Raw genomic sequence first — 21,797 nt, forward strand, 5'->3', positions numbered from 1 at the left:
GAGCTGCAACAGGTAGTCGCCGAGCGGGGGAACCTCGGGCGTGACCAACGGCGGCCCGACCACGTAGAAGCGCAGGCCGTAGGCGGCCAGCCAGCAGGCGCCGACCAGGACCAGGTCGGAGGCGAGCGCCAGGTGCTCGAAGAGCCGGGAGTAGGCCTTCAGCACGAGGCGATTCTAGACCGCCGAGGACCCGGTGCCCACGCGGAATCGTCGCCGCGTCAGCGGCCTGCGAGCATCCGGCCCTGCTCGTGACCGCCCCAGCGCCGAGGCCGGTCGCCCGTCAGCGCCCGCGCCCGGCCAGCCGTTGCTCCAGGTACGCCGCCATCTCGCCCTTGAACCGCGGCCGGTCGAAGGCCTCGGCCCGGGCCCGGAGCGCCTTGGGCGCGAAGAGGTGCGGCCGCCGCTCGAACGCCTGGATGGCATCGGCGAGCGCGTCCCCGCTCTGCGCGTGAAAGAACAGGCCGGTCGGCGGCTCCTCCCCGCCCGGCGGCACCACCGTCTCCAGCACCCCGCCCGCCCCGTAGGCGATGACCGGACGGCCGGCCGCCATCGCCTCCAGCGGCACGATGCCGAAGTCCTCGAGCCCGGGGAAGATCACCGCCCGGCACCGCCGGTAGAGCTCGGCCACCTCCCCGTCCGGCCGCCAGCCCAGGAACTCGACCGTCGGGCCGGCCCGCGCCCGCAGCCGGCGCTCCTCGGGCCCGGTACCGACCACCCGCAGCCGCCGCCCCAGGCGCGTGGCCGCGTCCACCGCCAGGTCCACGCGCTTGTAGGGCACCAGCGCCGAGACCACCAGGTAGAAGTCCTCGGGGTCCTCGTCGCCCAGCCGGAAGCGCCCGACGTCCACCGGCGGGTGGATCACGTCCGCCTCCCGGCCGTAGCGGCGCCGGATCCGGTCGGCGACGAACCGCGAGATCGCCACGAAGTGGTGCACGCGCGCGCTCGTCCGCCGGTCCCACCGGCGCAGCGCCGCCGCCACCGGCGGCATCAGCCCCCGCGTCAGCGCCCCGGCCCGGGCGCCGAAGTACTCGTCGTAGAGGTCCCAGACGTACCGCATCGGGGTGAAGCAGTAGCAGACGTGGACCGCCCCCGGCCCCGGCCGCGCCCCCTTGGCCACGCAGTGGCTGGTGGAGATCACCAGGTCGTAGCTGCGCAGGTCGAAACGCTCCACGGCCAGGGGGAAGAGCGGCAGGTAGCGGCGGTAGTGCCGCTGGACGCCGGGCAGTCGCTGGACGAAGGAGGTGACGATCCGCCGGCGCTCGATCAGGGGGCTCACGCTGCCGGGGACGTGCAGTAGCGTGTAGAGGTCGGCGTCCGGGAACAGCTCGCAGAAGACCTCGAGGCAGCGCTCGCCGCCCCGCATGCCGGTCAGCCAGTCGTGGACGAGGGCGGCGCGCATTCCGATCTCCCTTCCGTCGGACAGTCCAGCCGATCCCGCCAGGTCCCGGGCGCCGGTACCGGTCCCGAGCCGCCGCGAGCAATTTAGTCCCAGAAAGGCGCCTGGTCGACGGCGAAAATCTCCCGCGCCGTCTCGCGCCAGGTGAACCGAGCGACCCGCTCGACCAGGGTCGCGCGCGCCGCCTCGTCGGTGAGCATCACGCCATTCCTGCCGTGACAAAAACGTAGACTCCACGGTCGGCAAACGGTGTCCAGGCAGCGGATCAGACTCCACGTGAACCGGCCGATCCCGGTCAGCGAGCCATGCGGCCGCTCGCCTATGCCGATCGGAGTCACGGTCGCCGCGGTCGGACGCCCCATCATGGATCGGCCTCGCGTTTCATGGCAACCTCATCGGCGACCGCAAGCATCACCCTCGCACTTCGCTCCCAGGCGAACTCACGGATACGCTCAAGGCCCCGGCAGCGAAGGTCCGCCCGCAGGCCGGGATCACCCATGACCATCTGGATCTTGCGTGCGATATCCTCCGGCGACGTGGGATCGCAGTAGAGGGCCGCGCGCCCGCACGTTTCCGGCAGCGCGGCACGATTGGAAGCGACGACAGGACAGCCGCATGCCATGGCTTCCAGCGGGGGAAGCCCGAAGCCCTCGTACAGAGAGGCGTGAACGAAGCAGGTGGCTCGCTCGTAGAGTGCGCGCAACTCCTGGTCGGTTACGTATCCCAACCATCTGAGTCCGTTAGGAACGCCGGCTTCCGATCTGCGGAACACTCGCCGGTTGTCGGCACCAGCGACGACGAACTCGTAGTCGCGCCTGCCAAGCAGGCAGACAGCGGCTGACAGGCCGTGAAGGTTCTTATTTGGATTGAGACTGCCGATACTGAGCACGAACGGCCGGTCACCGAGACCGTGCCGGTCGAGCACGCCGTAGTCTGGCTGGAGCCGGGTGAGATGATCCACGCCGGGCGGGACAACTGTGATCTTCGACTCCGCGATTCGGCAGTACCGCCGTAGCTCCCTGGCGGAAAAGCTCGACACGGTCACGACGCGAGCGGCCATCCGGCCCAAAGCGATGCCAAGGAGGCGGTGCCAGGTCCGAAACGGAAGCGAGAAACCCTCTGGCGCCGCAAAGACCGCAGCATCGTGAATGGTGACGACCTGGTGGCGCATCAAGACCGGACCGGTCTGAGCGAGGCTCAGCAACAGCCCACCGCGCGCGTACCGGGGCAGTTCCAGCTGTTCCCACAGGTGTCCACGAAGCCGCCCTACTCTCCTCACCTCGATACGCCGTAGTGGCGTCCAGTCCGACCAGCGGCCGGGCACGCTCGGCACCAGCAAACGAATGTCACAACGCGCCGCTCGCTCGCTATCCCTCTGGAGGATATCGTCGATCGCCCTCACGAGTTCACGTCCGAAGCGTTGGACGCCGGTGACGGGCTGGGTCAGAAATCGCCCGTTAGCGAAGATTGGGGTGTGCGGCTCGAACAGCCGCCTCAATGCCGGCGGGCGCCGTCCACGCGATCGCGGAGGTAGGTGTCGATTCGCACCTTGAAGCGTGGGCAGTCGAATCGCTCTCCGCGGGTGCGGAGCGCCTTCGCCCCGAAGGCATCGATCGCGCTCTCGAGCCGGCGCAAAAGCGCCTCTCCGCTGCCGGGCGGCACGACCGTGTCCAGAGCGCCGTCGTCACTATACTCCAGGACCGGCCGCCAGGCCGCCATCGTGCCCAGGAAAACAGTGCTGAAGTCCTCGACCACTGGAAATAGGAGGGCGCAACAGCGCGGGTAACGGGCGGCCACCTTCGCGTGGGGCCGCCGACCGGAAAGCTCTACGTCTGGACCTGGCAGCCTCTTGAGCCGCGAATCGTGGGCGAAAGTGACCAGGAGACTCACATCCGGCCGAGGCGCTCGGCCCACCGATCCTGCACCACGCCAACCTCAGACGGCAAGCGACCAGTCTTCGGCAAACCGAGTCAGGTTCGGGTTGTAATACGGATCGCCGCTCTCGAGGACCTTGCGCCAGCGGGTCCGGAAAAGCCGCTCATCGTGTGCCGGGCGCAGTCTCCGTCGGCTGGCACCCTCGTAGTGGTACAGCCGGGCCAGCGGGGTATAGACAATCAGATATCCGCGCCTCCGGATCCTGAGGCAGAGATCGATGTCGTTCAGATCGACGCGCAAGGCCTCATCGAAGCCGCCGACTTCCTCGAACACCGCGCGCCGTATCAGCAAACAGGCCGCCGTCACGGCGCTGCAGTTGCGGGTGACGTGAGCGAGACCCTGATAGCCCTCGGCCTCGTCCGGTTGGTGCCGGAACGCGTGGCCCGCCATCCCCCGAATCCCAAGGACTACTCCGCCATGCTGAATGGTGCCATCCGGGTAAAGCAGTTTCGCTCCGACGGCGCCGACCTCCGGACGCTGTGCGTGTTCCACCATCGCCGTCAACCACTCACGCGCGATGACCTGAACGTCATTGTTCAGAAACAGGAGTTGCTCGCCACGAGCGTAATTGACCCCCAGGTTGTTGATCGCCGAATAATTGAAGGCGCCCGGGCAATGCACCACCCGAGCGGTGGCTGAGACCTGGGCCAGGAACCGTAAAGTTTCGGGTTCCCGGCTGTCGTTGTCGACGATGAGTATCTCATACCGGTCGTAGTCCGTGCGGTCGGCGATGCTCCGGAGGCACTGGCGTAATAGATCGACCTGATCACGAGTGGGGATGATGATGGAGACGAGTGGACGTACTCGCAGCGGATACCGTACGACGCGATGGTGATGCGGCATCGATCCAGGAGCGATGCTCCAAACCGTCGCCTCGCGGCCGCGCCGAGTTAGGGCACGCTCGACAGCTCGCCGCTCCGCCTCGGGCGAGCTTACAGGCTGACCAACTCGGCGATGAGAGAGCACCTTCGGAATATGCGCGACCGACTCAGCCGCCTCAGTGAGCCGCAAAACCAGGTCGTACCGGTCCGCCACGTCAATCTCGTCTTTCGCTGAGCACGCCTGCTCGAACAGTTCGCGGCGAAAGATGCAGAACCGAGAAACGTAGTCGATCGACAGCAGCAGATCCGGACTCCAGCCGGGCTTGAAGAACGGCCTCCGCTGGCGCCCCTGCTCATCGACCTCGTCCTCGTCGGCATAGACGACGTCTGGCGCCACTCCGGTGTTTAACCGTCGGACGACCTCTAAGAGGGCCCACTCCGATAATTGGCTGCCTGGAGCCAGGAAACCGATGAACTCACCTTTAGCTCTCTGTAAGAGGTCAGCGAGGCGGGGTCGCACTGCAAGCTGCGCCGGGGTGGAGCCGGCACCGTCATTAGCTGGCAGCTCTGGCCAACCGGATTCCATGCCACCGGAAGCGACCAAGAGCTGCCAGCGAGGATATATCTGGCGGTGAACCGACGCGATCGTCGCGTTCAGCGAGTCCGGTTGGGATCCGTCCGCAGCGATCACCACGCTGATCAGAGGCCACGTACGAAAGCTGTTCTGACCAAGGTACTCGCGCCGCAGCCGACGTGCGCTGAGCCGCTGGCGCCGCAACCATCTGGCATACTGTGCGTCGAGCTCGTCGGAACGGCTCGGCGGCAGTAGCCCGCGCCCAAGTCGCACCTTGGCTGCGGTCTTCTGCACGACTCCAGCTACTCCCTCGTCGAGCCACACCTCGATCGCGCGCCGCCCTAGGTACAGCGCGCTCCTCATGAGCCAGCTAAGCGGCGAGCGCGCCGCCATGGATTCCATGCGCCTCCGCAGACGCCACGTCAGCGTCGCCTCCATGGCCAAAAGACGCCCGGTCAACTCTACGACCCGTCGATCGCGCTCCGCGAGCTCGCGCCGCAGCACCTGTACGTCGCAGGCGTGATCAATGTCGGTATCGGCACGGACGCACAGTATCAGTCCAGCCGGCCCCAGCGGCCGCGACACGTCGTCGTGGAAGGGACCGACGAGAACCTGCGGCCCGAGTGTTATCAGGGTGGTCATGGCCGCGCGAAACTGCTTTCCATCAAGTCCGTCGCCAAATCCGACTGCAACGACCAGGTAGCACCCGTGCTGTCTAGCAATCGAGACGGCGGCGGCCAGATCATCGGCGGGCCATGCCGAGAGGCCACGAGCCCGCAAGGCATCCGGCAGCACATGACGGGTGACACCAACGTCGATGACAGGTCCGGACCTCGCTATCTGAGCCACGTAATCGACAAATCGAGACAACTCCCTGGAAGCCGAGAAGAAGCCACGCTCCATCACGCTGCCCGGCACTGTCAAGAGCCCTTTCCGACCTCGGCGAAAACATGGTATCGATCCGGTCGGCCCAGTCGTAAAGCGAGAAGCATCAGCAGCTCGGCCCAGGCAGAAAGAAGGCGATCTGTGGCCATCGTGGTGACCTCTTCCCGCGGGATCAAACCGGCTGCATGAAGAAGATTCCCCAGGCTCCGGGTGAGATCCTTCGTGCTCCGCTCAGCAATGATCCGAATATTACAGAAGTTGTGGCGCTCGAGAAAGCTCGATAGGGCTGGCGGCGAGTAGAGCATCACATGCCTCGGTGCTTCGAGGCCGTACCAGCAGGATCGAAAGAGGAATGCGCTGAGCCCGGCAGGATTGGGAGTAGCGATATGGAGGCGTCCGCCCACTCGCAACTTTCGACGGGCGATGGCGAGCATCTCCCCTGGGTGGTAGAGGTGCTCGATGACGTGGTTGAGACGGACGGCATCAAGGGAGCCGTCCCCGATTTCCCGCCACCCGCACGGAGCCAGGAAAGCGCGGTGGCCCGCCCGATCGACCTCGGCCACCACGGATTCGGCGAAGTCCATGCCGAGTGTCTGCCATCCGGAAAGTCGTGCCTCGTCGAGAAACCGTTTCGACCCGCAACCGTAGTCGAGAAGCCTCGCTCCCGGAGTGGGAGGCTCGTAAAACTTCTTCAGCACGAACGGGAGCGGGTCCGGAGGGGCCTTCAGCAAGGATCGGATCTTTGCGCGAAGCCATCTGGTCGCATTGCCCTCGACTCGCGCCAGAGCGCGCTCGACAAGCGATGAGCGCTGGATCCCGACGGCTGATTGGCTCAAGTAGGGCGCGTACCAGTGGGGGTATGCGGACGTCACGTCCTCCTCCCGGAGACGGGCTGCCAGGTAGATCAGGCCGCAAACACGGCAGCGGACATAAGGGAACTCGCCCTCGACGGCCTCGAAGTTTCGGTCCCGCCCACGGACCCACCGGCGAGTGCGCTGCTCACCGCATCCCGGGCACTGCCGCAAGCACTCGCGGCGGATGCCGGCCTCAGTCGGCTTCCGAACCAACGTGGTCAAGCCCGTCGGGCCAGACCGCAGTACGCTATGCGCCACATTATTCGAGCAAGTCGATAAGCCAGAGGAAACTTTGCCAGTCGATGCTGAAGCACGGCTTTCACCGATATCGCATCGGGCCGTTCCGGCAGTGCCAGATCGAACCGCGCCACATCGGACAGCCAGCGGGCTCTGAAAATTCCGGCGGCTACAAGCTCCGGATACCGCAACCTGAGGATCACTTTCTGGCACGTCTCATCTGACCTGCTGCGAGTGGTCCCTGGGACGTGGATCACACGGATATGGCCAAGATAGATGTGTCGATAGCCGGCCCTTCTCGCACGTAAGCAGTACTCGACATCGTTATACCCTGCAGGAAATTCCACTTCATTGAGAGGTCCGAGTCTGTCGAGGACCTCGCGGGAGATCGCGGCGCAGGCAAACGTATTTGCAAAGGTTTCGCGTACGGCGAGCGAGAAAGATGGATCGACGGATTCCTCAACCGGCTCGTCCAGAGCAGTCCTGGCCACGGGACGCGGATCCACTCCGGCGCACACAAGCCTGCCATCCGGCGTTGTGATCCGACATCCGACTGTCGCGACATCGGGTACGAGGGACCACCGGCTCATTTCTTCGAGGCTATCCTCGTCCACCAGCTCGGCATCGTTGTTTAGGAAAACCACGACCTCACCGCTCGACTCTCTAACGCCCAAATTGCACAACCGACTGTGGTTGAACGCTCCATCATCGCGAATAATCCTGCAACGGAGGGACGCGCCCTCCCCTTGCAGCCAGTCTTCGATCCGTCTCGTTGATCTTCGCTCGGATCCGTTGTCGACTAGTAGGACATAGAGTTCTCCGCTGACTCGCTGTCGCAGGAGTGATGTGAGACAGCGAATGGTGACACCTGGCTTGTCGCGAAAAGGCACGATGACAGTCACTCGCTCCGCTGTCCGCCGCGGCCGAAGTCGATAGCGGGACCAACCCGGATCGGCGCCCCTGGGGGGCGGTCCAGGGTCGACGAGATCGAAATCACCGCTAAGGCTCGAACAGGCCCGTCGGTAGTGGTCGAAGTACCTCTGGTATGCGAGGGTAGTTCGAGGGCGCGTGTGCCGCGTTGTAAGGTACTCGGGATGGGAGTACCAGCGGACCCCGGGTTGCGCCGCCAACCACAGATGTAGAAGATGGCCTTCGGTGCCGACTAAGTCGCCGATGGCGTCACAAGGGTAATCCAGAAGCCACCGGGGGCGGATCGCGAAGACGCCACCTGGAAAGTTGACATGCCAGAGCGTGTAGGGCTCAAGCTGCGGCTTGCGAACAGCAGTCACTCGCTGCGCTCCATCACGTCGCTCGACGTGGAGCTCATTCCAGGTGACGACATCAGCGTTCTCCGCGACGCCCACAGTAGCCAGCATAGCCGCAAGCGCCGGATGCAGGACATCGCCAGGCCTCGCGAACACGAGGTAGCTGTAATCGTCCTTCCTGAGCCAGTCCTGTAATGCTCCATCCACAACTCGCGCGTGGTCCCAGCGAGGGTGGTCCTCAAGCCACACGATGACATCCTTAGCCGGTACTCCGCCGCAAGGCACGAGACAAAGTTCGGTGTCCGGGCAACTCTGTGCGTCCCACGACTGCAAGGTGGCCTCTAGCAGCCAGGACTCCGTACAGTCGGCCAATACGGCCAACGCAACTGCTGCTCGTCTGCCCTCACTTCTAACCACGCCGGATTCGAACAGTCCCCGCTCGATCGAAAGCCGGCTGGCAAGCCTCCCTTGCTGACGCGCCCCAGGTCGCACGGCCGTTGGCCATAGCCTTGACACTTTCTCCACCATCTCCATTGTGTTCTCGTAATTCATCGAAGCGGCGCGCATAAAAGACGTATCTTTTCGCCCTGTGAAGCGAAGTTAAGACAGGTCGGACGGACCTGTACGCCAACCAACTCTAAATTCGTTCCAGCGCCGATTGATGCCATTCTCCGCTCGGACGCGCTCACGATATCTCGAACCAGGCCGGGTCGGGCCGATCGTTCAGTGCCTCACCCAAGAGACCACGCGCTCGGGCACGTTGCCGATGCGGCGCCACGCATTCCGACGCCGGGCATGATCGCACGCGCCACTTGGCCTTGGTCAGCAACCAAACCGATGTTGGCCTTGGTCAGCAACCAAACTGGGAATGGATTACTCAGAAGAGCAAGATCCCTGGGATTCCGGCCTTTCACGGCAGAGGTGAGGCTCCTCCCCGACAAGCGACGCGTGTAGTATGGAATGACGGTCAACGCTTCTGTCTGGCCAATCACCCGCTGTCACTTCGGGACAGCTTTAGCTTGTTACAGTCCCTTTACCGTCGAGTCGCCAGCAATGCGACTCGAGGGCCGTTGCGCTCCTCGCGATGCTCAATCACGTCGATGTAATGGAAGCCAGCGCAGACCAAAGCCGCCTGGAGGCTATCCCAGGTCAGCCATACCCCGTACGGGCCCTTACCGGAGAAGGGGTCGACCCAACCGCCTTCACCGTGACGGGCTGCGCGGAAAATCGCCCCGGCAACCTCGACTGTTTCGATGTTCGGCTCATTGCGAGCGACGTGCGTGTCGAGGAACAGAAAGCGACACATTGGCCCAATGCGAATCAGGTGCTCCACTGGAGCCATGAGGTGGTACAAAACCCCACAGTGGAAGATAAGATCGAATGCCCCAAACTCCACACCGAGAGCTTCAACGTCTGCTCTAAAAACCTTCGCCCAGGTCCCGTGGAAGCTCAACCGAGCCAGGGTTTTCACGACATTCGTGGGCCTGATATCCACAGCGGTCACGTCCTCGGTGAACATTCGCAGCCCAACAGTGTGAATGCCCTCGAAACAGCCGACTTCCAGAACGGACTTGCCCCGCAGACCCAGCCTTCGATCCAATTCGACGATCCGGTAGTCGGGAATCGCCGCAGGAGCCTCCCGCTTGCCCGGCTTGACTCCCAGCCGACCGAGCAGCCGGCCATCAACCAACGTACCGGCGTGCCAGTCGAGCATCTTGTTGATCTCGTCCAGCTCCTGGTCAGTCAACTCAATACGGCGGAAGCCAGCCTGATCACGAGACACCACTGGACTCCTCCTCCGTCGTCACGGCCCCGAGCGCCCGAATCTTCCACACGTGAGGCTGGTAAAAGAGACCCTGCTGAGTTTCTTCCGTAGGCGCAACCTGGAAATGAAACGCCTCCACGGCGCCCAAATGTTGCAGTGGCCCCTCGGTGATGCCAAGCTTGACGGTATATCGTCCCGCCCGAAGTCCGCAGTAGGGAAGCTCGATCCGGATCTCACTGGCTCCGCTCGGGATGCTGAGCGGCTCAAGACCTGTCGACATCACAACGGTGTCGTCTCGGTCTCCGAACATCTCACGGATGATCGCGGTGATCTCCGCCCTCGATATGTCACGTCTTGCTTGGCACCGGATACAAAAAGATGCCGGTGCGCCACTCACCATCGAATCTGAACGCCGCCCTCGTGCGTCCTCAACGAAGAAATCCACGATCTGGACTTCGTCTTCAGCCGTCGTGGACGCGTTCCGAGGCTTTGCCTGTTCGGCGAGCACGAAAAGATCTTCCTCGTACCTCCGGATGGCCGTCTGAACGTCCCCGATGAAATCGAGGCGCCCACGACGCAGATACAGCGCTCGGTCGCACGTGCCCCTGATTACATTCGGATTGTGCGAGACCAGAATGAACGCGGTACCGGCCGCGCGCATCTCGGCCAGTCGCCGGTAACACTTACGGCGAAACCGGATGTCGCCGACCGCCAGCACCTCGTCGATCAGCAGGATCTCAGGATCGATGTGGATCGCGCAGGAAAATCCCAGCCGCGCCTGCATCCCCGAGCTGTACGTGCGCACCGGCGCATCAATTGCCTCGCCGATCTCAGCAAAGTCCACGACGCGCTCCACGCGCTCGTCGATCTGGCGTCGGGACAGACCAAGCATGGCCATGTTGACATAGACGTTCTCGCGGCCGGTCAGAAGAGGATGAAAGCCGGTCCCTAGCGCGAGCAACGGCGCCACCCGACCGCGGACGCGAACGGTCCCGCCGTCTGGGCGGAAGACTCCGCTGATCACTCGCAAGAGCGTAGTCTTGCCGGCGCCGTTCGCGCCCACAAGGCCGAGTGCCTCCCCGCGGCGTAACTCAAAGGTCACGTTGTGAAGCGCCCAAAACTCACGTTCCCGCAGAGCGGCGGCCGGGCGACGAAGACCGGCTAATTCGGCGAGAATCTCTTTGAACCCATACGCTAGTGAACGCCGTAGGTCACGACAGAACTTCTTCGACAGAGAATCTACGGTCAGGACGACATCATCAGCCCTAACCGCCGGTGCGCTCATGCGCTCATGCGCTCAACGACGAACGGCATCGCCAAACGGTAACCAAGGAGCGAGACAAAAAGCCCGGCAACCGAGCCGCTACTCACAATGGCGAACGCTCGTATGTCGGACACCAGACCGCCCGTCGCGAGCTCACGAACACTGACCAGCAGAGGCGTGACCGGATTGAGGTGAACAAGGACAGCAAACGCCCCCTCTGTCGGGAGCGGGTATACCACGGGCGTAAAGAAGAGCCAGAAGCCCGCGAGTAGTGGGAGGGCTCGAGGTACGTCGCCGTATAGCGCGCCAAGGGGGGCCAGCGTGATGCCAAAAAAGCTGCCCAGCAGGACCAGGAGAACCACAGCGCCCGGCACGAGGGCGGCGGTCCACGCTATCGGCACCTGGTAGTAGAGCAGAACAGCGGCGACGAGCAGGAGCTTGATCCCGGCGTTGAGCAGGGTCTCCCCCACCTTGGCGAGAATGATGGCCTCATGACGCAGTTGCAGTTTCGCCATGATCGACCGCGCGGCGATCAACGCCTGAACAGGCCCCAGCAATGCCTCCGTAAAAATCTGCCATAGAACCGTCCCGAACAGGACGTACGCCGGGTAGGGCAAGTCGGTGGGACCGATGCTGAGAACACCCGACTCCCGTGCCAGCGTGAAGCCCACTGCCATAGCCAGGGGGGGCGTGAAAGCCCAGGCATACCCCAGCAGCGATTGCCGGTACTGCCCGCTGAGGTCCCGAAGCATTAGACGCCATGCCAGTTCTCGAGCTGCCCAAATATCTCGAATTAACTCCCGTAGCAGGGCATGGGGCTGACGAACTCGGCTGTATGCCGTGTAGACGATCTCGCGGGGAGCGGTTTGCGCCGGCCTGATCATTGTTACCGGCAGGACTGTTTAGCAGCTGAGGTCAGGAAAGGCTCCAAAACGCGAACCCACTGGTCGGCGATTGCAGGGACTGACCAGCGCTCTGAAACGTAGCGCCGGCCGGCCATCGCTCGGGCCCGAGCTTCGGCGGGCGCAGAGAGGACCGTCTCCAGCCCTCGCCGCCAGTCATCGAGATAGGCAAACGGTGCGAACTCTTCGTAGCTCGGGATACTGTCCGCGATTACCGGGACGCCGGCAAGGAGCGCTGTCGCCAATCGGTTATTCGACTTGCACAGCGTGAACGGATTTCGAGTGATTGGCAGTAGCACAGCCGTCGCACGGGCCAGCAGCCTGGGAAAGGACGAGTGGTCCCATTCCACGTACTTCGATGGCCACGGTCGCGGTCGGATATGCGCCTCGTACTTCGAACGATCGTTGCTGACAACGATGACTTCGAACGCCCACCGCTGCGCGGTCTCCGTAAGCAGTTCATCGATATTCAGCAGATCCAGCATGCCGCAGGGCGCGTTTGGGACGCCATGGATGCCAAACCAGACGAATTGAGCCAGTCCGCGCTTGGAGGCCACAGCGGTGTCCTGAACGTCCGCGGTAGCACACTCAACCGGATCCCCGACGACCTCTGGCAGCTGCTCAAGCCCAGCCTCATGACGAACGACTTCGGCAAGAGCCGCGGTCGAGCACACGACAAGGTCGGCCAGAGCTATCATCCGCAGCAGATTTGTGCGGGCCGATCGGTACGCAGGCACGTCGAAGGGATTGTAGAAGTGATTGTCGCAGAGGTCGAGGATAACCGCACCGCCAGCGGCGCGCAGGTCTCGGGCCAGCGCCTGGTCGTCTGGCCCGTACAGCTTCGAAAATACGACGCCGGTGTACCGAGAGCGGTCGCGCTCCTCATAGAGGGCGACGGGGAGACCCCGCGCTCTGAGAGCTTCTAGGGGAATCAAGCATCGATAACGTACACTGGCGACTCTGGGATCACGGAACTTCGGCTTCCAGGCCAGCACAGCCCTACCGGAACCGGAACCAGCCCATACGTCTGGTTGACGGCGTACCCACCGCTTCACGCTGAAAGCGTCGGTAAGGCGGCACCCAGGTCTGGCGAAGCCGCTCGTCGCGAGGAAGGTTGGCCAATCCTACCCACTTGGGGAGATCTGGACTGACGTGGCCGGCTCTGACCTCGCGATAGATCTCCTCGCTGCCGAGGAATCCTTCTGCCAATGCCTCCCTGACCATCGTGTACCACAGGTGACCATGCGGATTGCCGTCAGACACCCATGGCTGTGTTGGCATGTCAGTGTAATGCAGCAAGCGGGTCCGACCTGGTTCATACTTCTCCAGTGAATTCCACTCCGGCGGCAAACCTGCTGCGATACGGGACGGCGGCACGATGCAGAAGTCGTACATCAATTGCTTGTAGGTGTACCGGCCTTCGTCCAACCCCTTCACGATCTCGTCGATCCGCCATGATAACTTAGCGCAATCCAAAACCAGGACGCTGTACTGCCGGATGCGTCCGCTCGAGGTTGGGGCTTCGGCGCACACGACGTCGGCATCCCCCATCGGCCATTCCCACAGCCGAGTGATGTCGTCGAATACGAGCATGTCGGCGTCAAGGTAGATTGCCCGCCCTTGATAGCCGCACAGCGACGGGATGAGAAAGCGCGCGAACGAGAAGCCCGTCCGCGGGCGATTGGCCGGATCTTTGGGCGTCGGAACCGGTAGGTCGCACATTGGGACAAACTCGACTGTCATGCTCGCCGATCGTTTGATGCTGAACTCCAGCACCCGCGCCGCTAGCCTCTGGGTCCGGTCCGTCCCGACAAAGACACGAACAGGCGCTTCCTTGTGCAGAGGCGCGTAGAAGATGCCGCTCCGCATGATAGTCCGAGCGATCTGTTCGAACTGACGGTCGAACGACGGATGCTTGTTGGCGAGTAGGGTCTTGCCCTCGAGATCCTTGTAGCTCGCCGCGTAGGAGGCGCCACCATCCACGCCGAGGGATCGAACGGTGTTAACCCCGCACGCGACGAGGATATTCAGTGCCGCCTCGGCGCTGAAAAAGCGTGCCACGATGACTGGCGAGGAGCCGACCGTTCGTTTGGCACTCGACAGGTTGTACCAGACGAGCCGCCCTTGACGCCGCAATGCCTGAAGGACTGGCATCTCAGCGATGAAATCTTCTATGGTTTTGCTGGTCGGATCATGTCGAACATGCGGGAAAAACGGCAGTACGAGGGTCCTGGCATGCTTTTCCAGGATGTCTTTGCAATCGTCAACAACATCGATATCAATGATGTGCGCTAGATCCACGGGATGCTGGCGTACGACATGATTCAACGAGCAGATATAGAACCCGCTCAGGTCAACTTCCTTCACCCTCTCGTACGAGGGGCCCTTACCAAGAATCAGCCAGGGCTTCGCATTCACGTCGAACGAACGCGACCACTCTAGGATGTCAGGCAGAGATGTTTGAAGTACTCTGGCCGTTCGAACAGTGCTGTTCACCAGAGACGGGGTTTCGGTTTGTGGCGCGACCCTAGTCGAAGCGGGCGCAGAGAGTCGGCGGAGCAAGCGAGCGAGTTTCATCATCGGCGACTGCGCGACGGCCCGGAGAAGCCGATTCGGCCCCGCCAGTAGTCCAGAAGATCACTTAGGGTGTGCTCGAATGGAATCGTCGGCGCCCAGCCCGTGACCTTATTAACTTTGTCGAAGTCGCCCACCAGAGCGGGCACGTCCGCTGGCCGGAAGCGAGAGGGGTCCTCGCGGATCTCAACGCCTACTACACGCGACTGCGCCAGGAGGAAGTCCAAAACCTCGCGAATCGCCCATGACCTACCGGAGCACAGGTTGTAGACTTCTCCGGGCTCACCCTGCTCAAGCAAGACCCAGTATCCACGGACGATGTCCCTCACGTCCGTATAGTCGCGACGAGTTTTTAGATTTCCGACATAGATTACGGGCTCTCTCAGGCCGGCCTCAATCTCGGCCACTTGCCGCGCGAAGTTCGAGGTGACGAAGACGTCACCTCGGCGTGGGCCCTCGTGATTAAACGCCCGCGACCTGACAATTGGCAGGCTATAGCTCTTGAAGTATTGGTACCCCATCAGGTCTTGGGTCACCTTGCTGACCGCATACGGCGAGAGCGGCCGCAAAGGGTTCGTCTCCTTGATCGGCAATTCCTCCTCATAGGCAAGACCATACTCCTCGCTGGAGCCGACGACCAAGAACCGAGGGGGCCGCCTTTTCTGCCGGATCGCCTCTAAGAGGTTGACCTGGCAGATGGCATTGGTATGAATCGTTTCGGCAGGCGCGTGCCAGGAGGCGTGGACGAAGCTCTGGGCGGCCAGGTGGAACACCAGATCGGGATCGGCCGACTCTAGAAGATGCTGTACGGACGAAAGGTCACGCAGGTCAGACTCGATAAGCGTGATTGACTCGCGGAGGTGGTCGATGTTTTCGGTCTTGCTGCGCCACCGGAGCGACCCGAAGACTTTCGCCCGACGCGACAGCGCGTACTCTGCAAGATGACTCCCCACGAAACCCGTGATGCCAGTGATCAGAACGCGCATCACGGCCCTTCACAGGGCTCGCAGTGGTCGAGCCGCTGCACTTAACGTCGAACGCAGTCCCCTACTCCCCCACCACCTGGACCGTGATCTCGCGCTTCCGCGGCCCGTCGAGCTCGGCGAAGATGATGGACTGGAACCGGCCGAGCGTCAGGTCGCCGTGGTTGATGCCGACGGCGACGTTGCGACCCAGCAGGGCGGCCCGCAGGTGGGAGTGGGCGTTACCGCGCTCGCAGTCGGAGTAGCGCGGGTCGTCGTGGCGGTACCCGTTGCGCTCGGGCACCAGGCGCTCGACCAGGGCCTTGAGGTCGCTGACGAGCGCGGCCTGGTACTCGTTGATGAACAGCGCGCAGGTCGTGTGCAGCGTGTTGACCAGCGCGATGCCCGAGGTGACGGGGAATTGCTGGATCGCGTCTCGAACGAGCTTGGTGATGTCGGTGACCTCGGTCCGCTCCTCGGTCTGCAACGTGAACGAGGTGCTGTACGCCTTCATCGCGCCCGCTCTCCGTGACGCCTACCACTGCCGTTTGGCTGGCCGAGACCAGCAGGTCCGCGTCAAGACCACCGCGTACCATACCGACAAGTTTGCGGGAAAGTCAACCGCTGGACACCCCGGCAAGCGCCCGCCCGGGCCTCGGAAATCAGGCGCCGAGCCACTTTTCCGCAGCCTTACGCCTCGCCCAGCCGGCGCTGGGCCTCGTCCAGAAACCGGCCGCGTGGCTGACGGCCTGTTCCGCCTGGCTCCTGGAGAACACGGCCGCGCCGGCGGTCCGCCGCCTCGGCTTTCCCCGCCGTCGCCTCGGCCCTCACGCCGTCTTCGGGTCCAGCACGTCGCGCAGGCCGTCGCCCAGCAGGTTGAGCCCGAGCACGCTCAGGCCGATGGCGCCGCCGGGGAAGAGCGCGAACGACGGTGACAGCGCGAGGAAGTTCTGCGCCTCCTTGAGCATGAGCCCCCACGAGGGGTTGGGCGGCTGGGTGCCGAGCCCGAGGTAGGCCAGGGCCGCCTCGGCCAGGATGGCCACCGGGAAGCTCGTCGTGGCCTGCACGATCACCGGGGCCAGCGTGTTGGGCAGGATGTGGCGCAGGATGAGCCGCCGGTCGCCGGCGCCCAGCGCGCGGGCGGCGAGCACGAACTCGCGGGCGCGAAGCTCGAGGAAGCTGGCCCGGGTGAGGCGGGCGAAGACCGGCACGAAGGCGATCCCGATGGCCACCATGCTGATGACGATGCCCGGACCGAACACGGCCGTGAGCAGCAGGGCGGACAGGATGGCCGGAAAGCCCTGCACGGCGTCGATCAGGCGCATGAGCGTCTCGTCCAGCCAGCCGCCGATCCAGCCGCTGGCGATGCCGAGCGCCATGCCGGCCAGGAGGCCCAGGCCCACGGCGATCAGGCCCACGGCGATCGAGGTGCGGGCACCGGCCATGACGCGCGAGAGGATGTCGCGCCCGTACTGGTCGGTGCCGAAGGGGTGCGCGAGGCTCGGGCCCTGCAGCCGGGTGGCGATGGACATGGCCAGCGGGTCCCGGGGCGTCCAGGCCAGGCTGAGGAGCGCGGTGGCGACGAGCAGCAGGGAGACCAGGACGCCGGCCGTGAAGGTGACGTGGCGGAAGGGCCGGAGCGCGGACCTACTCATGGCGCAGCCGCGGGTCGAGCAGCAGGTAGGCGAGGTCGACCAGGAAGTTGATGGCGACGATGACGGAGGCGACGAACAGCGTCACCCCCTGCACCACCGGCAGGTCGCGGGCGGTGATGGCGCCGAGGGCCAGGCGCCCCAGGCCGGGCAGGGCGAACACCGACTCCAGCACGATGCTGCCGGCCATGAGCTGCCCGAGCTGGACGCCGGCCACGGTGACGATCGGGATGAGCGCGTTGCGCAGCGCGTGCTTGCCCAGCACGAGGCGCTCGCGCACGCCCTTGGCCCGGGCGGTGCGCACGTAGTCCTCGCGCAGCACGTCGAGCACGGCCGAGCGCGTGGCCCGGATGAGGACGGCGCCCTGGAAGAAGCCGAGCGCCAGGGCCGGCAGCAGCAGCGAGCGGACGGCCGGCCAGGGCCCCTGCTCCCAGCCGGCGAAGCCGCCCGACTGGAGCCAGCCCAGCCGCACCGAGAAGAGCAGGATCAGCAGCAGGCCCAGCCAGAACGAGGGCACCGCGATGCCGACCTGGGAGAGGACCATCGTCAGGTAGTCGCCCGGCCGGCGGTGGCGCGTGGCGGCGTAGAGGCCGAAGGGCAGGGCCAGCAGCACCATGACGAGCGCGGCCATCAGCGTGAGGGGCAGGGTGACCGGCAGGCGGCTCAGGATCAGCTGGCCGACCGGCACGTCGTACTGGATGGAGGTGCCGAGGTCGCCGCCGAGCGCGCGACGCACCCAGTCGAGGTACTGCACGAGCAGCGGCCGGTCGAGTCCGAGCGCCTGGCGCAGGCGGGCGGTGGCCTCGGGGCTCCCCTCGGTGCCCATGATGACCAGGGCGGGGTCGCCGGGCAGCACGCGGATGGCGACGAAGACGAGCAGCGAGACGAAGAAGAGCGTGGCGGCGAACGCCGCCAGCCGCCTCAGGACGTAGCGTCGCACGCGGGGCTGGTGATCAGGCCGACGGCGGCTCCATTTCGGCCCGCCCGTCGAGTAGCCGCCAGACCCCGGCCGCCCGCGCCTCCTCGGCGACCCCGGCGGCGACCCGCTCTCCGGCCACGACCGGCACCACGAGCCGTCCGGTCGCCCGCTCGAGCAGGCGGGCGCGGGTCAGGACTCGGCGCACGGGCTCGGCGTCGACCACGACCGAGACCTCGGCGACAGCATAGGCTTCGCGCTGCTCTCGCCGGCCGCGAATCACCACGTCCGCCAGCAGGATCTCGGCGCGTTCCTCCTCGGTGATGGTCCCGGCCTCCACGGCGGCGTCCAGCAGCGGCGCCAGCTCGCTGTGGTCCACCAGCCGGGCCCGCGCCAGAATGCGGTGGAACACGCTCGAGGCCCGTTCGCGGTACCAGCGCTCCAGGTCCCGGCCTTCGAGGCGTCCCAGGCGCTCGTCGGTCCGTCGGTGTGCTGCGACCAGACCGAGGCCGGCGACCTGGTCGGCCAGGCCCCGCACCACCTCCGGGAGGGTCAGCAACTCGTCGGTCAGCAGCAGCCGCCTGAGCTCGGCCCTCCACTCGGCCCGGCGATTCACGGTGGCCACACCCAGGTGACCTCGCGGGCCAGTACCCGGGCGATCAGCCGGGCGGGGTCGAGGGCGCGCCACTCGGCCTCGGTGTAGACGAGCACGTCCGCCGGGACGGGGAGACCGGTCAGGTCCCACTCGACCGGACGGCGCCAGAACGGCAGGCGGGCATCCTCGACCACCAGGACGACATCGAGGTCGCTCCCCACGCCCCAGTCGCCGCGGGCGTAGGAGCCTGCGTACCCGACTCGCCGCAGCTCCGGCCGCTCGGCGGCGGCGCGCTCGGCCCAGCGCCGGAGGGCGGCGGCGACCGTGGGAGCGTCAGGCCATCTGAGTACGGACGAACTCAATGATCTGAGCGGCGTGGCTAATCGCCTCCTCGCTCTGGAGCGGACCGTAGTGTTCGAACGGCGCCCCCTCGGGATGGCTGTTGGGGTATCGCGGCGGGATGTAGAACGTGTCCAGCACACGTCCCCGTTCCACCAGGTCCGGCGAGGCGGCATGGCCCGCCGGCAACTCCCCGAGGAGTCGGGCCACCACGTGTCCCCAGGCCTCCTGGCCGAGGTGCAGGTGAAGCGCCTTCACGGCCTTCTCGGCCGCCTGATGGGCCGCAAAGCACGCCCACTCGTGCCGTCCCGCCTTGCGCGAGTCCTCGGCCTGCTCCAGGTCTCTGAGCGCCTGGGCCAGCCAGTCCGGGGCACGATTCGCCATCTCCGGCCCCCTCCGCCAAACGGCCTACTTCGCCCACGACACCTCGGAGAGGTCGGCCGACGGCACCGGCAGGTCCTTCCAGAGCCCCTGCACCCCCTTCTTGGCCACCGCCAGCCGCGGGTGCATATAAAGGAAGACCACCGGGGCGTCCTCGGCCAGCATCCGCTGCATCCGCGCGTAGAGCTCGCGCCGGGCCTTGTCGTCCAGCGTCGTCTCCGACTTCTGGTAGAGCTCCTGGAAGGCCGGGTTGTCGTAGCGGAAGTAGTACTTCGGGTTGGCGTAGTTGCCGATGTCCCAGGACTCGGCGTGCCCGATGATGGTCAGGTCGTAGTCGGGCTCCTTGCAGCCGGCGGCCGGGCGGCAGAAGACGCGGTCCAGCCACTGGCTCCACTCGATCTGCTCGATGCGGACCTTGATGCCCACCTTGCCGAGGTGGTCGGCGATGATCTCGCCGGTGCGCACCGTGTAGTAGTACTGCGGGGCCACCTTCAGCACGGTCTCGAAGCCGTTCGGGTAGCCGGCCTCGGCCAGCAGCCGCCGGGCCCGCGCCGGGTCGTAGGGCAGCACGCTGGAGACGTCCACGAAGTAGGGGTTCAGCGGGTCGACGTTCGAGCCCAGGATCTTCCCCATGCCGAACATGGCGCCCTTGAGGACCTCGGCCTTGTTGATGGCGTGGGTGATGGCCCGCCGCACGCGGACGTCGCTGAACGGCTTGCGGGCGTTGTTCATGGCCATGACGACGTCGTTGGTGGTGTCGCCCACGATGACCTGGAAGCGCGCGTCCTGCCGGAGGTCGGCCACGTGCTCGGGCCCCAGGCCGAACAGCGAGGCGTCGATGTCGCCGGCCTTGAGCGCGGCCACGACCGCGTTGGGGTCGGGGATGAAGCGGAACGTCACCCGGTCCAGGTGCGGCAGGCCCTTGACGTGGTAGTCGGGGTTGCGCAGGAGCGTGATGCGGTCGCCGCGCACCCACTCGCCGAAACGGTAGGGGCCGGTGCCGACCGGCGCGCTCTTGAGCGTGTCCACGGCCTCCCGCGGGTAGATGACCGAGCCCTGCCGGGCCAGGTTGAGCAGGAAGTTCGCGTCGGGGCGCTTGAGCGAGAAGGTGATGGTGTAGTCGTCGCGGACGATGATGTCGCCGATGGCGTCGTAGTAGCGCGGGTAGGGGTGCTTGGTGGCCGGGTCCATCGCCCGCTCGACGACGAACTTCACGTCGGCGGCCTTCATCTCCCGCCCGTTGTGGAACTTGACGCCGCGCTTGAGGAAGAAGGTGAAGTTGCGGTTGTCGGTCGTGTGCCAGCGCTCGGCCAGCCAGGGGACCAGCCGGCCGTGCCGGTCCACCTTCACCAGCGCTTCCTGGACGTTGTAGAAGACGACGGCCGCGGTGGCCGAGGCCGGGGTGGCGGTGAGGTCGAGCCCCGGCGGCTCGGTCGAGGTCTGCACGACCAGGGCGGCCGGCGCCTGGGCGTGGGCGGCCGGGCCGGCGGTGAGCGGGGCGAGGGCGGCGCCGGCCAGCAGCAGGAGGACGGCGCCGAGCGCGATGGCGAAGCGAGTCATGCGATGCCTCCCCGGGACTCCGCCGAGCCGGCGGAGGCCCCCGAGCGGAAGAACTCCACGGTCCGCCGCAGGCCCTCCTCGAAGTCGACCAGCGGCGTGTAGCCGAGCAGGCGCTTGGCCTTGGCGACGTCGGCCTGCGTGTGGGGCACGTCGCCCGGGCGGCGCGGGGTGTGGCGGCGCTCCAGGCGGCGCCCCAGCAGCCGCTCGAGCACGCCGATGATCTCGAGCAGGCTCACCCGCTCGCCACAGCCGACATTGACGACCTCGCCGGCGGCGTCGGCGGCCCGGGCGGCCAGCAGGTTGGCCTCGACGACGTTGTCGACGTAGGTGAAGTCGCGCGACTGGGTGCCGTCGCCGTGGACCTCGAGCGGCTGGCTCCGGAGCCCCCACAGGATGAAGCGGGGGATGACGGCGGCGTACTCCGAGGCCGGGTCCTGCCGGGGGCCGAAGACGTTGAAGTAGCGCAGCCCCACCGTCTCCACGCCGTAGAGGCGCGCCCACACCGCCGCGTACTGCTCGCCGGCGGCCTTGGACACCGCGTAGGGCGAGATGGGCGCGGGCGGCTGGTCCTCGCGCTTGGGCAGGTCGGGCCGGTCGCCGTACACCGACGACGACGAGGCGTAGACGACGCGCCGCACCCCGGCCCGGCGCGCCGCCTCCAGCACGTGGAGGGTGCCGGTGACGTTGTGCTCGTTGGCGCCGAGGGGGTCGACGACCGAGCGCGGCACCGAGCGCATGGCGGCCTGGTGGAAGATGATGCGGCAGCCGGCCGCCGCGCGCTCCACCGTCGGCAGGTCGCGGACGTCGCCCTCGATCACCTCCAGCGCCCGCCCGTAGCGGGCGGCGAAGGGCAGGTTCGCGCGGGAGCCGGTCGAGAGGTTGTCGAGCACGCGCACGCGCCAGCCCTCGCCCAGCAGGCG

At 65.6% G+C, this 21,797-nt stretch carries 21 protein-coding genes; 2 read left to right on the top strand and 19 right to left on the bottom strand.

Annotated features, from left to right (window positions below; genetic code table 11):
- Window positions 1-280 precede the first annotated feature (280 nt).
- From VNN10_10450 to VNN10_10475, 6 genes are all read right to left on the bottom strand, one after another.
- The gene (locus VNN10_10450; protein ID HXH22441.1) at window positions 281-1,399 is read right to left on the bottom strand and encodes a glycosyltransferase; all 1,119 of its coding nucleotides are present in this window, start codon (window positions 1,397-1,399) and stop codon (window positions 281-283) included.
- Window positions 1,400-1,757: 358 nt separating this feature from the next.
- On the bottom strand, window positions 1,758-2,798 hold the full coding sequence (locus VNN10_10455) for a glycosyltransferase family 1 protein (GenBank protein HXH22442.1): 1,041 nt from the start codon (window positions 2,796-2,798) through the stop codon (window positions 1,758-1,760).
- Window positions 2,799-2,890: 92 nt separating this feature from the next.
- Window positions 2,891-3,151 carry a hypothetical protein gene (locus VNN10_10460; GenBank protein HXH22443.1) on the bottom strand — a complete coding sequence of 87 codons (261 nt, stop codon included), beginning with the start codon at window positions 3,149-3,151 and terminating at the stop codon, window positions 2,891-2,893.
- A 180-nt stretch (window positions 3,152-3,331) separates the two neighbouring features.
- Complete coding sequence (locus VNN10_10465; GenBank protein HXH22444.1) at window positions 3,332-5,644, bottom strand: glycosyltransferase family 2 protein; 2,313 nt, start codon at window positions 5,642-5,644, stop codon at window positions 3,332-3,334.
- Between the two features lie 2 nt (window positions 5,645-5,646).
- Window positions 5,647-6,483 (bottom strand): class I SAM-dependent methyltransferase, encoded by an 837-nt coding sequence (locus tag VNN10_10470; GenBank protein HXH22445.1) that lies wholly within the window; start codon window positions 6,481-6,483, stop codon window positions 5,647-5,649.
- Between the two features lie 200 nt (window positions 6,484-6,683).
- Complete coding sequence (locus VNN10_10475) at window positions 6,684-7,991, bottom strand: glycosyltransferase (protein ID HXH22446.1); 1,308 nt, start codon at window positions 7,989-7,991, stop codon at window positions 6,684-6,686.
- Between VNN10_10475 and VNN10_10480 the strand changes: the two genes are divergently transcribed.
- Entirely contained in the window at window positions 7,944-8,162 is a 219-nt protein-coding gene (locus tag VNN10_10480) for a hypothetical protein (GenBank protein HXH22447.1), read from the top strand. The genes VNN10_10475 and VNN10_10480 overlap by 48 nt on opposite strands.
- Window positions 8,163-9,000: 838 nt before the next feature.
- Here the strand turns inward: VNN10_10480 and VNN10_10485 are convergent.
- Genes VNN10_10485 through VNN10_10495 form a run of 3 tightly spaced genes read right to left on the bottom strand, consistent with a single transcriptional unit; the run spans window position 9,001 to window position 11,748 of the window.
- A complete protein-coding gene (locus tag VNN10_10485) occupies window positions 9,001-9,753 on the bottom strand; it encodes a DUF1698 domain-containing protein (GenBank protein HXH22448.1) in 753 nt (250 codons plus the stop codon).
- Window positions 9,740-11,017: an ABC transporter ATP-binding protein gene (locus tag VNN10_10490; protein ID HXH22449.1), complete on the bottom strand. Its 1,278-nt coding sequence runs from the start codon at window positions 11,015-11,017 to the stop codon at window positions 9,740-9,742. Before VNN10_10490 ends, VNN10_10485 begins: the two co-directional genes overlap by 14 nt.
- The gene (locus VNN10_10495) at window positions 11,014-11,748 is read right to left on the bottom strand and encodes an ABC transporter permease (GenBank protein HXH22450.1); all 735 of its coding nucleotides are present in this window, start codon (window positions 11,746-11,748) and stop codon (window positions 11,014-11,016) included. Before VNN10_10495 ends, VNN10_10490 begins: the two co-directional genes overlap by 4 nt.
- 530 nt (window positions 11,749-12,278) lie before the next feature.
- On the opposite strand from VNN10_10495, the gene VNN10_10500 reads away from it, so the two are divergent.
- The gene (locus tag VNN10_10500; GenBank protein ID HXH22451.1) at window positions 12,279-12,824 is read left to right on the top strand and encodes a hypothetical protein; all 546 of its coding nucleotides are present in this window, start codon (window positions 12,279-12,281) and stop codon (window positions 12,822-12,824) included.
- Between the two features lie 73 nt (window positions 12,825-12,897).
- Here the strand turns inward: VNN10_10500 and VNN10_10505 are convergent, their stop codons facing one another.
- The 10 genes from VNN10_10505 to VNN10_10550 all read right to left on the bottom strand — a co-directional run.
- Window positions 12,898-14,265, bottom strand: a complete 1,368-nt coding sequence (locus tag VNN10_10505; GenBank protein ID HXH22452.1) for a glycosyltransferase — start codon at window positions 14,263-14,265, stop codon at window positions 12,898-12,900.
- A 209-nt stretch (window positions 14,266-14,474) separates the two neighbouring features.
- Entirely contained in the window at window positions 14,475-15,458 is a 984-nt protein-coding gene (locus VNN10_10510; protein HXH22453.1) for a GDP-mannose 4,6-dehydratase, read from the bottom strand.
- Window positions 15,459-15,519: 61 nt separating this feature from the next.
- Complete coding sequence (locus VNN10_10515; protein HXH22454.1) at window positions 15,520-15,948, bottom strand: secondary thiamine-phosphate synthase enzyme YjbQ; 429 nt, start codon at window positions 15,946-15,948, stop codon at window positions 15,520-15,522.
- A 313-nt stretch (window positions 15,949-16,261) separates the two neighbouring features.
- Entirely contained in the window at window positions 16,262-17,089 is an 828-nt protein-coding gene (locus tag VNN10_10520) for an ABC transporter permease (protein ID HXH22455.1), read from the bottom strand.
- Window positions 17,082-18,026, bottom strand: a complete 945-nt coding sequence (locus tag VNN10_10525) for an ABC transporter permease (GenBank protein ID HXH22456.1) — start codon at window positions 18,024-18,026, stop codon at window positions 17,082-17,084. Before VNN10_10525 ends, VNN10_10520 begins: the two co-directional genes overlap by 8 nt.
- A 13-nt stretch (window positions 18,027-18,039) precedes the next feature.
- Window positions 18,040-18,627: a hypothetical protein gene (locus VNN10_10530; GenBank protein HXH22457.1), complete on the bottom strand. Its 588-nt coding sequence runs from the start codon at window positions 18,625-18,627 to the stop codon at window positions 18,040-18,042.
- A complete protein-coding gene (locus tag VNN10_10535; protein HXH22458.1) occupies window positions 18,615-18,959 on the bottom strand; it encodes a nucleotidyltransferase domain-containing protein in 345 nt (114 codons plus the stop codon). Before VNN10_10535 ends, VNN10_10530 begins: the two co-directional genes overlap by 13 nt.
- Complete coding sequence (locus tag VNN10_10540) at window positions 18,931-19,320, bottom strand: HEPN domain-containing protein (GenBank protein ID HXH22459.1); 390 nt, start codon at window positions 19,318-19,320, stop codon at window positions 18,931-18,933. The genes VNN10_10535 and VNN10_10540 overlap by 29 nt, the downstream gene beginning before the upstream one ends.
- A 24-nt stretch (window positions 19,321-19,344) precedes the next feature.
- Window positions 19,345-20,877, bottom strand: coding sequence for an ABC transporter substrate-binding protein (locus VNN10_10545; GenBank protein HXH22460.1), 1,533 nt, complete (start codon window positions 20,875-20,877; stop codon window positions 19,345-19,347).
- Window positions 20,874-21,797, bottom strand: a 924-nt coding sequence (locus VNN10_10550; GenBank protein ID HXH22461.1) for an NAD-dependent epimerase/dehydratase family protein, incomplete at its 5' end; no start/stop codon positions are given. The genes VNN10_10550 and VNN10_10545, both read right to left, overlap by 4 nt.

The sequence above is a fragment of the Dehalococcoidia bacterium genome (assembly GCA_035574915.1).
Lineage (GTDB): Bacteria > Chloroflexota > Dehalococcoidia > DSTF01 > WHTK01 > DATLYJ01.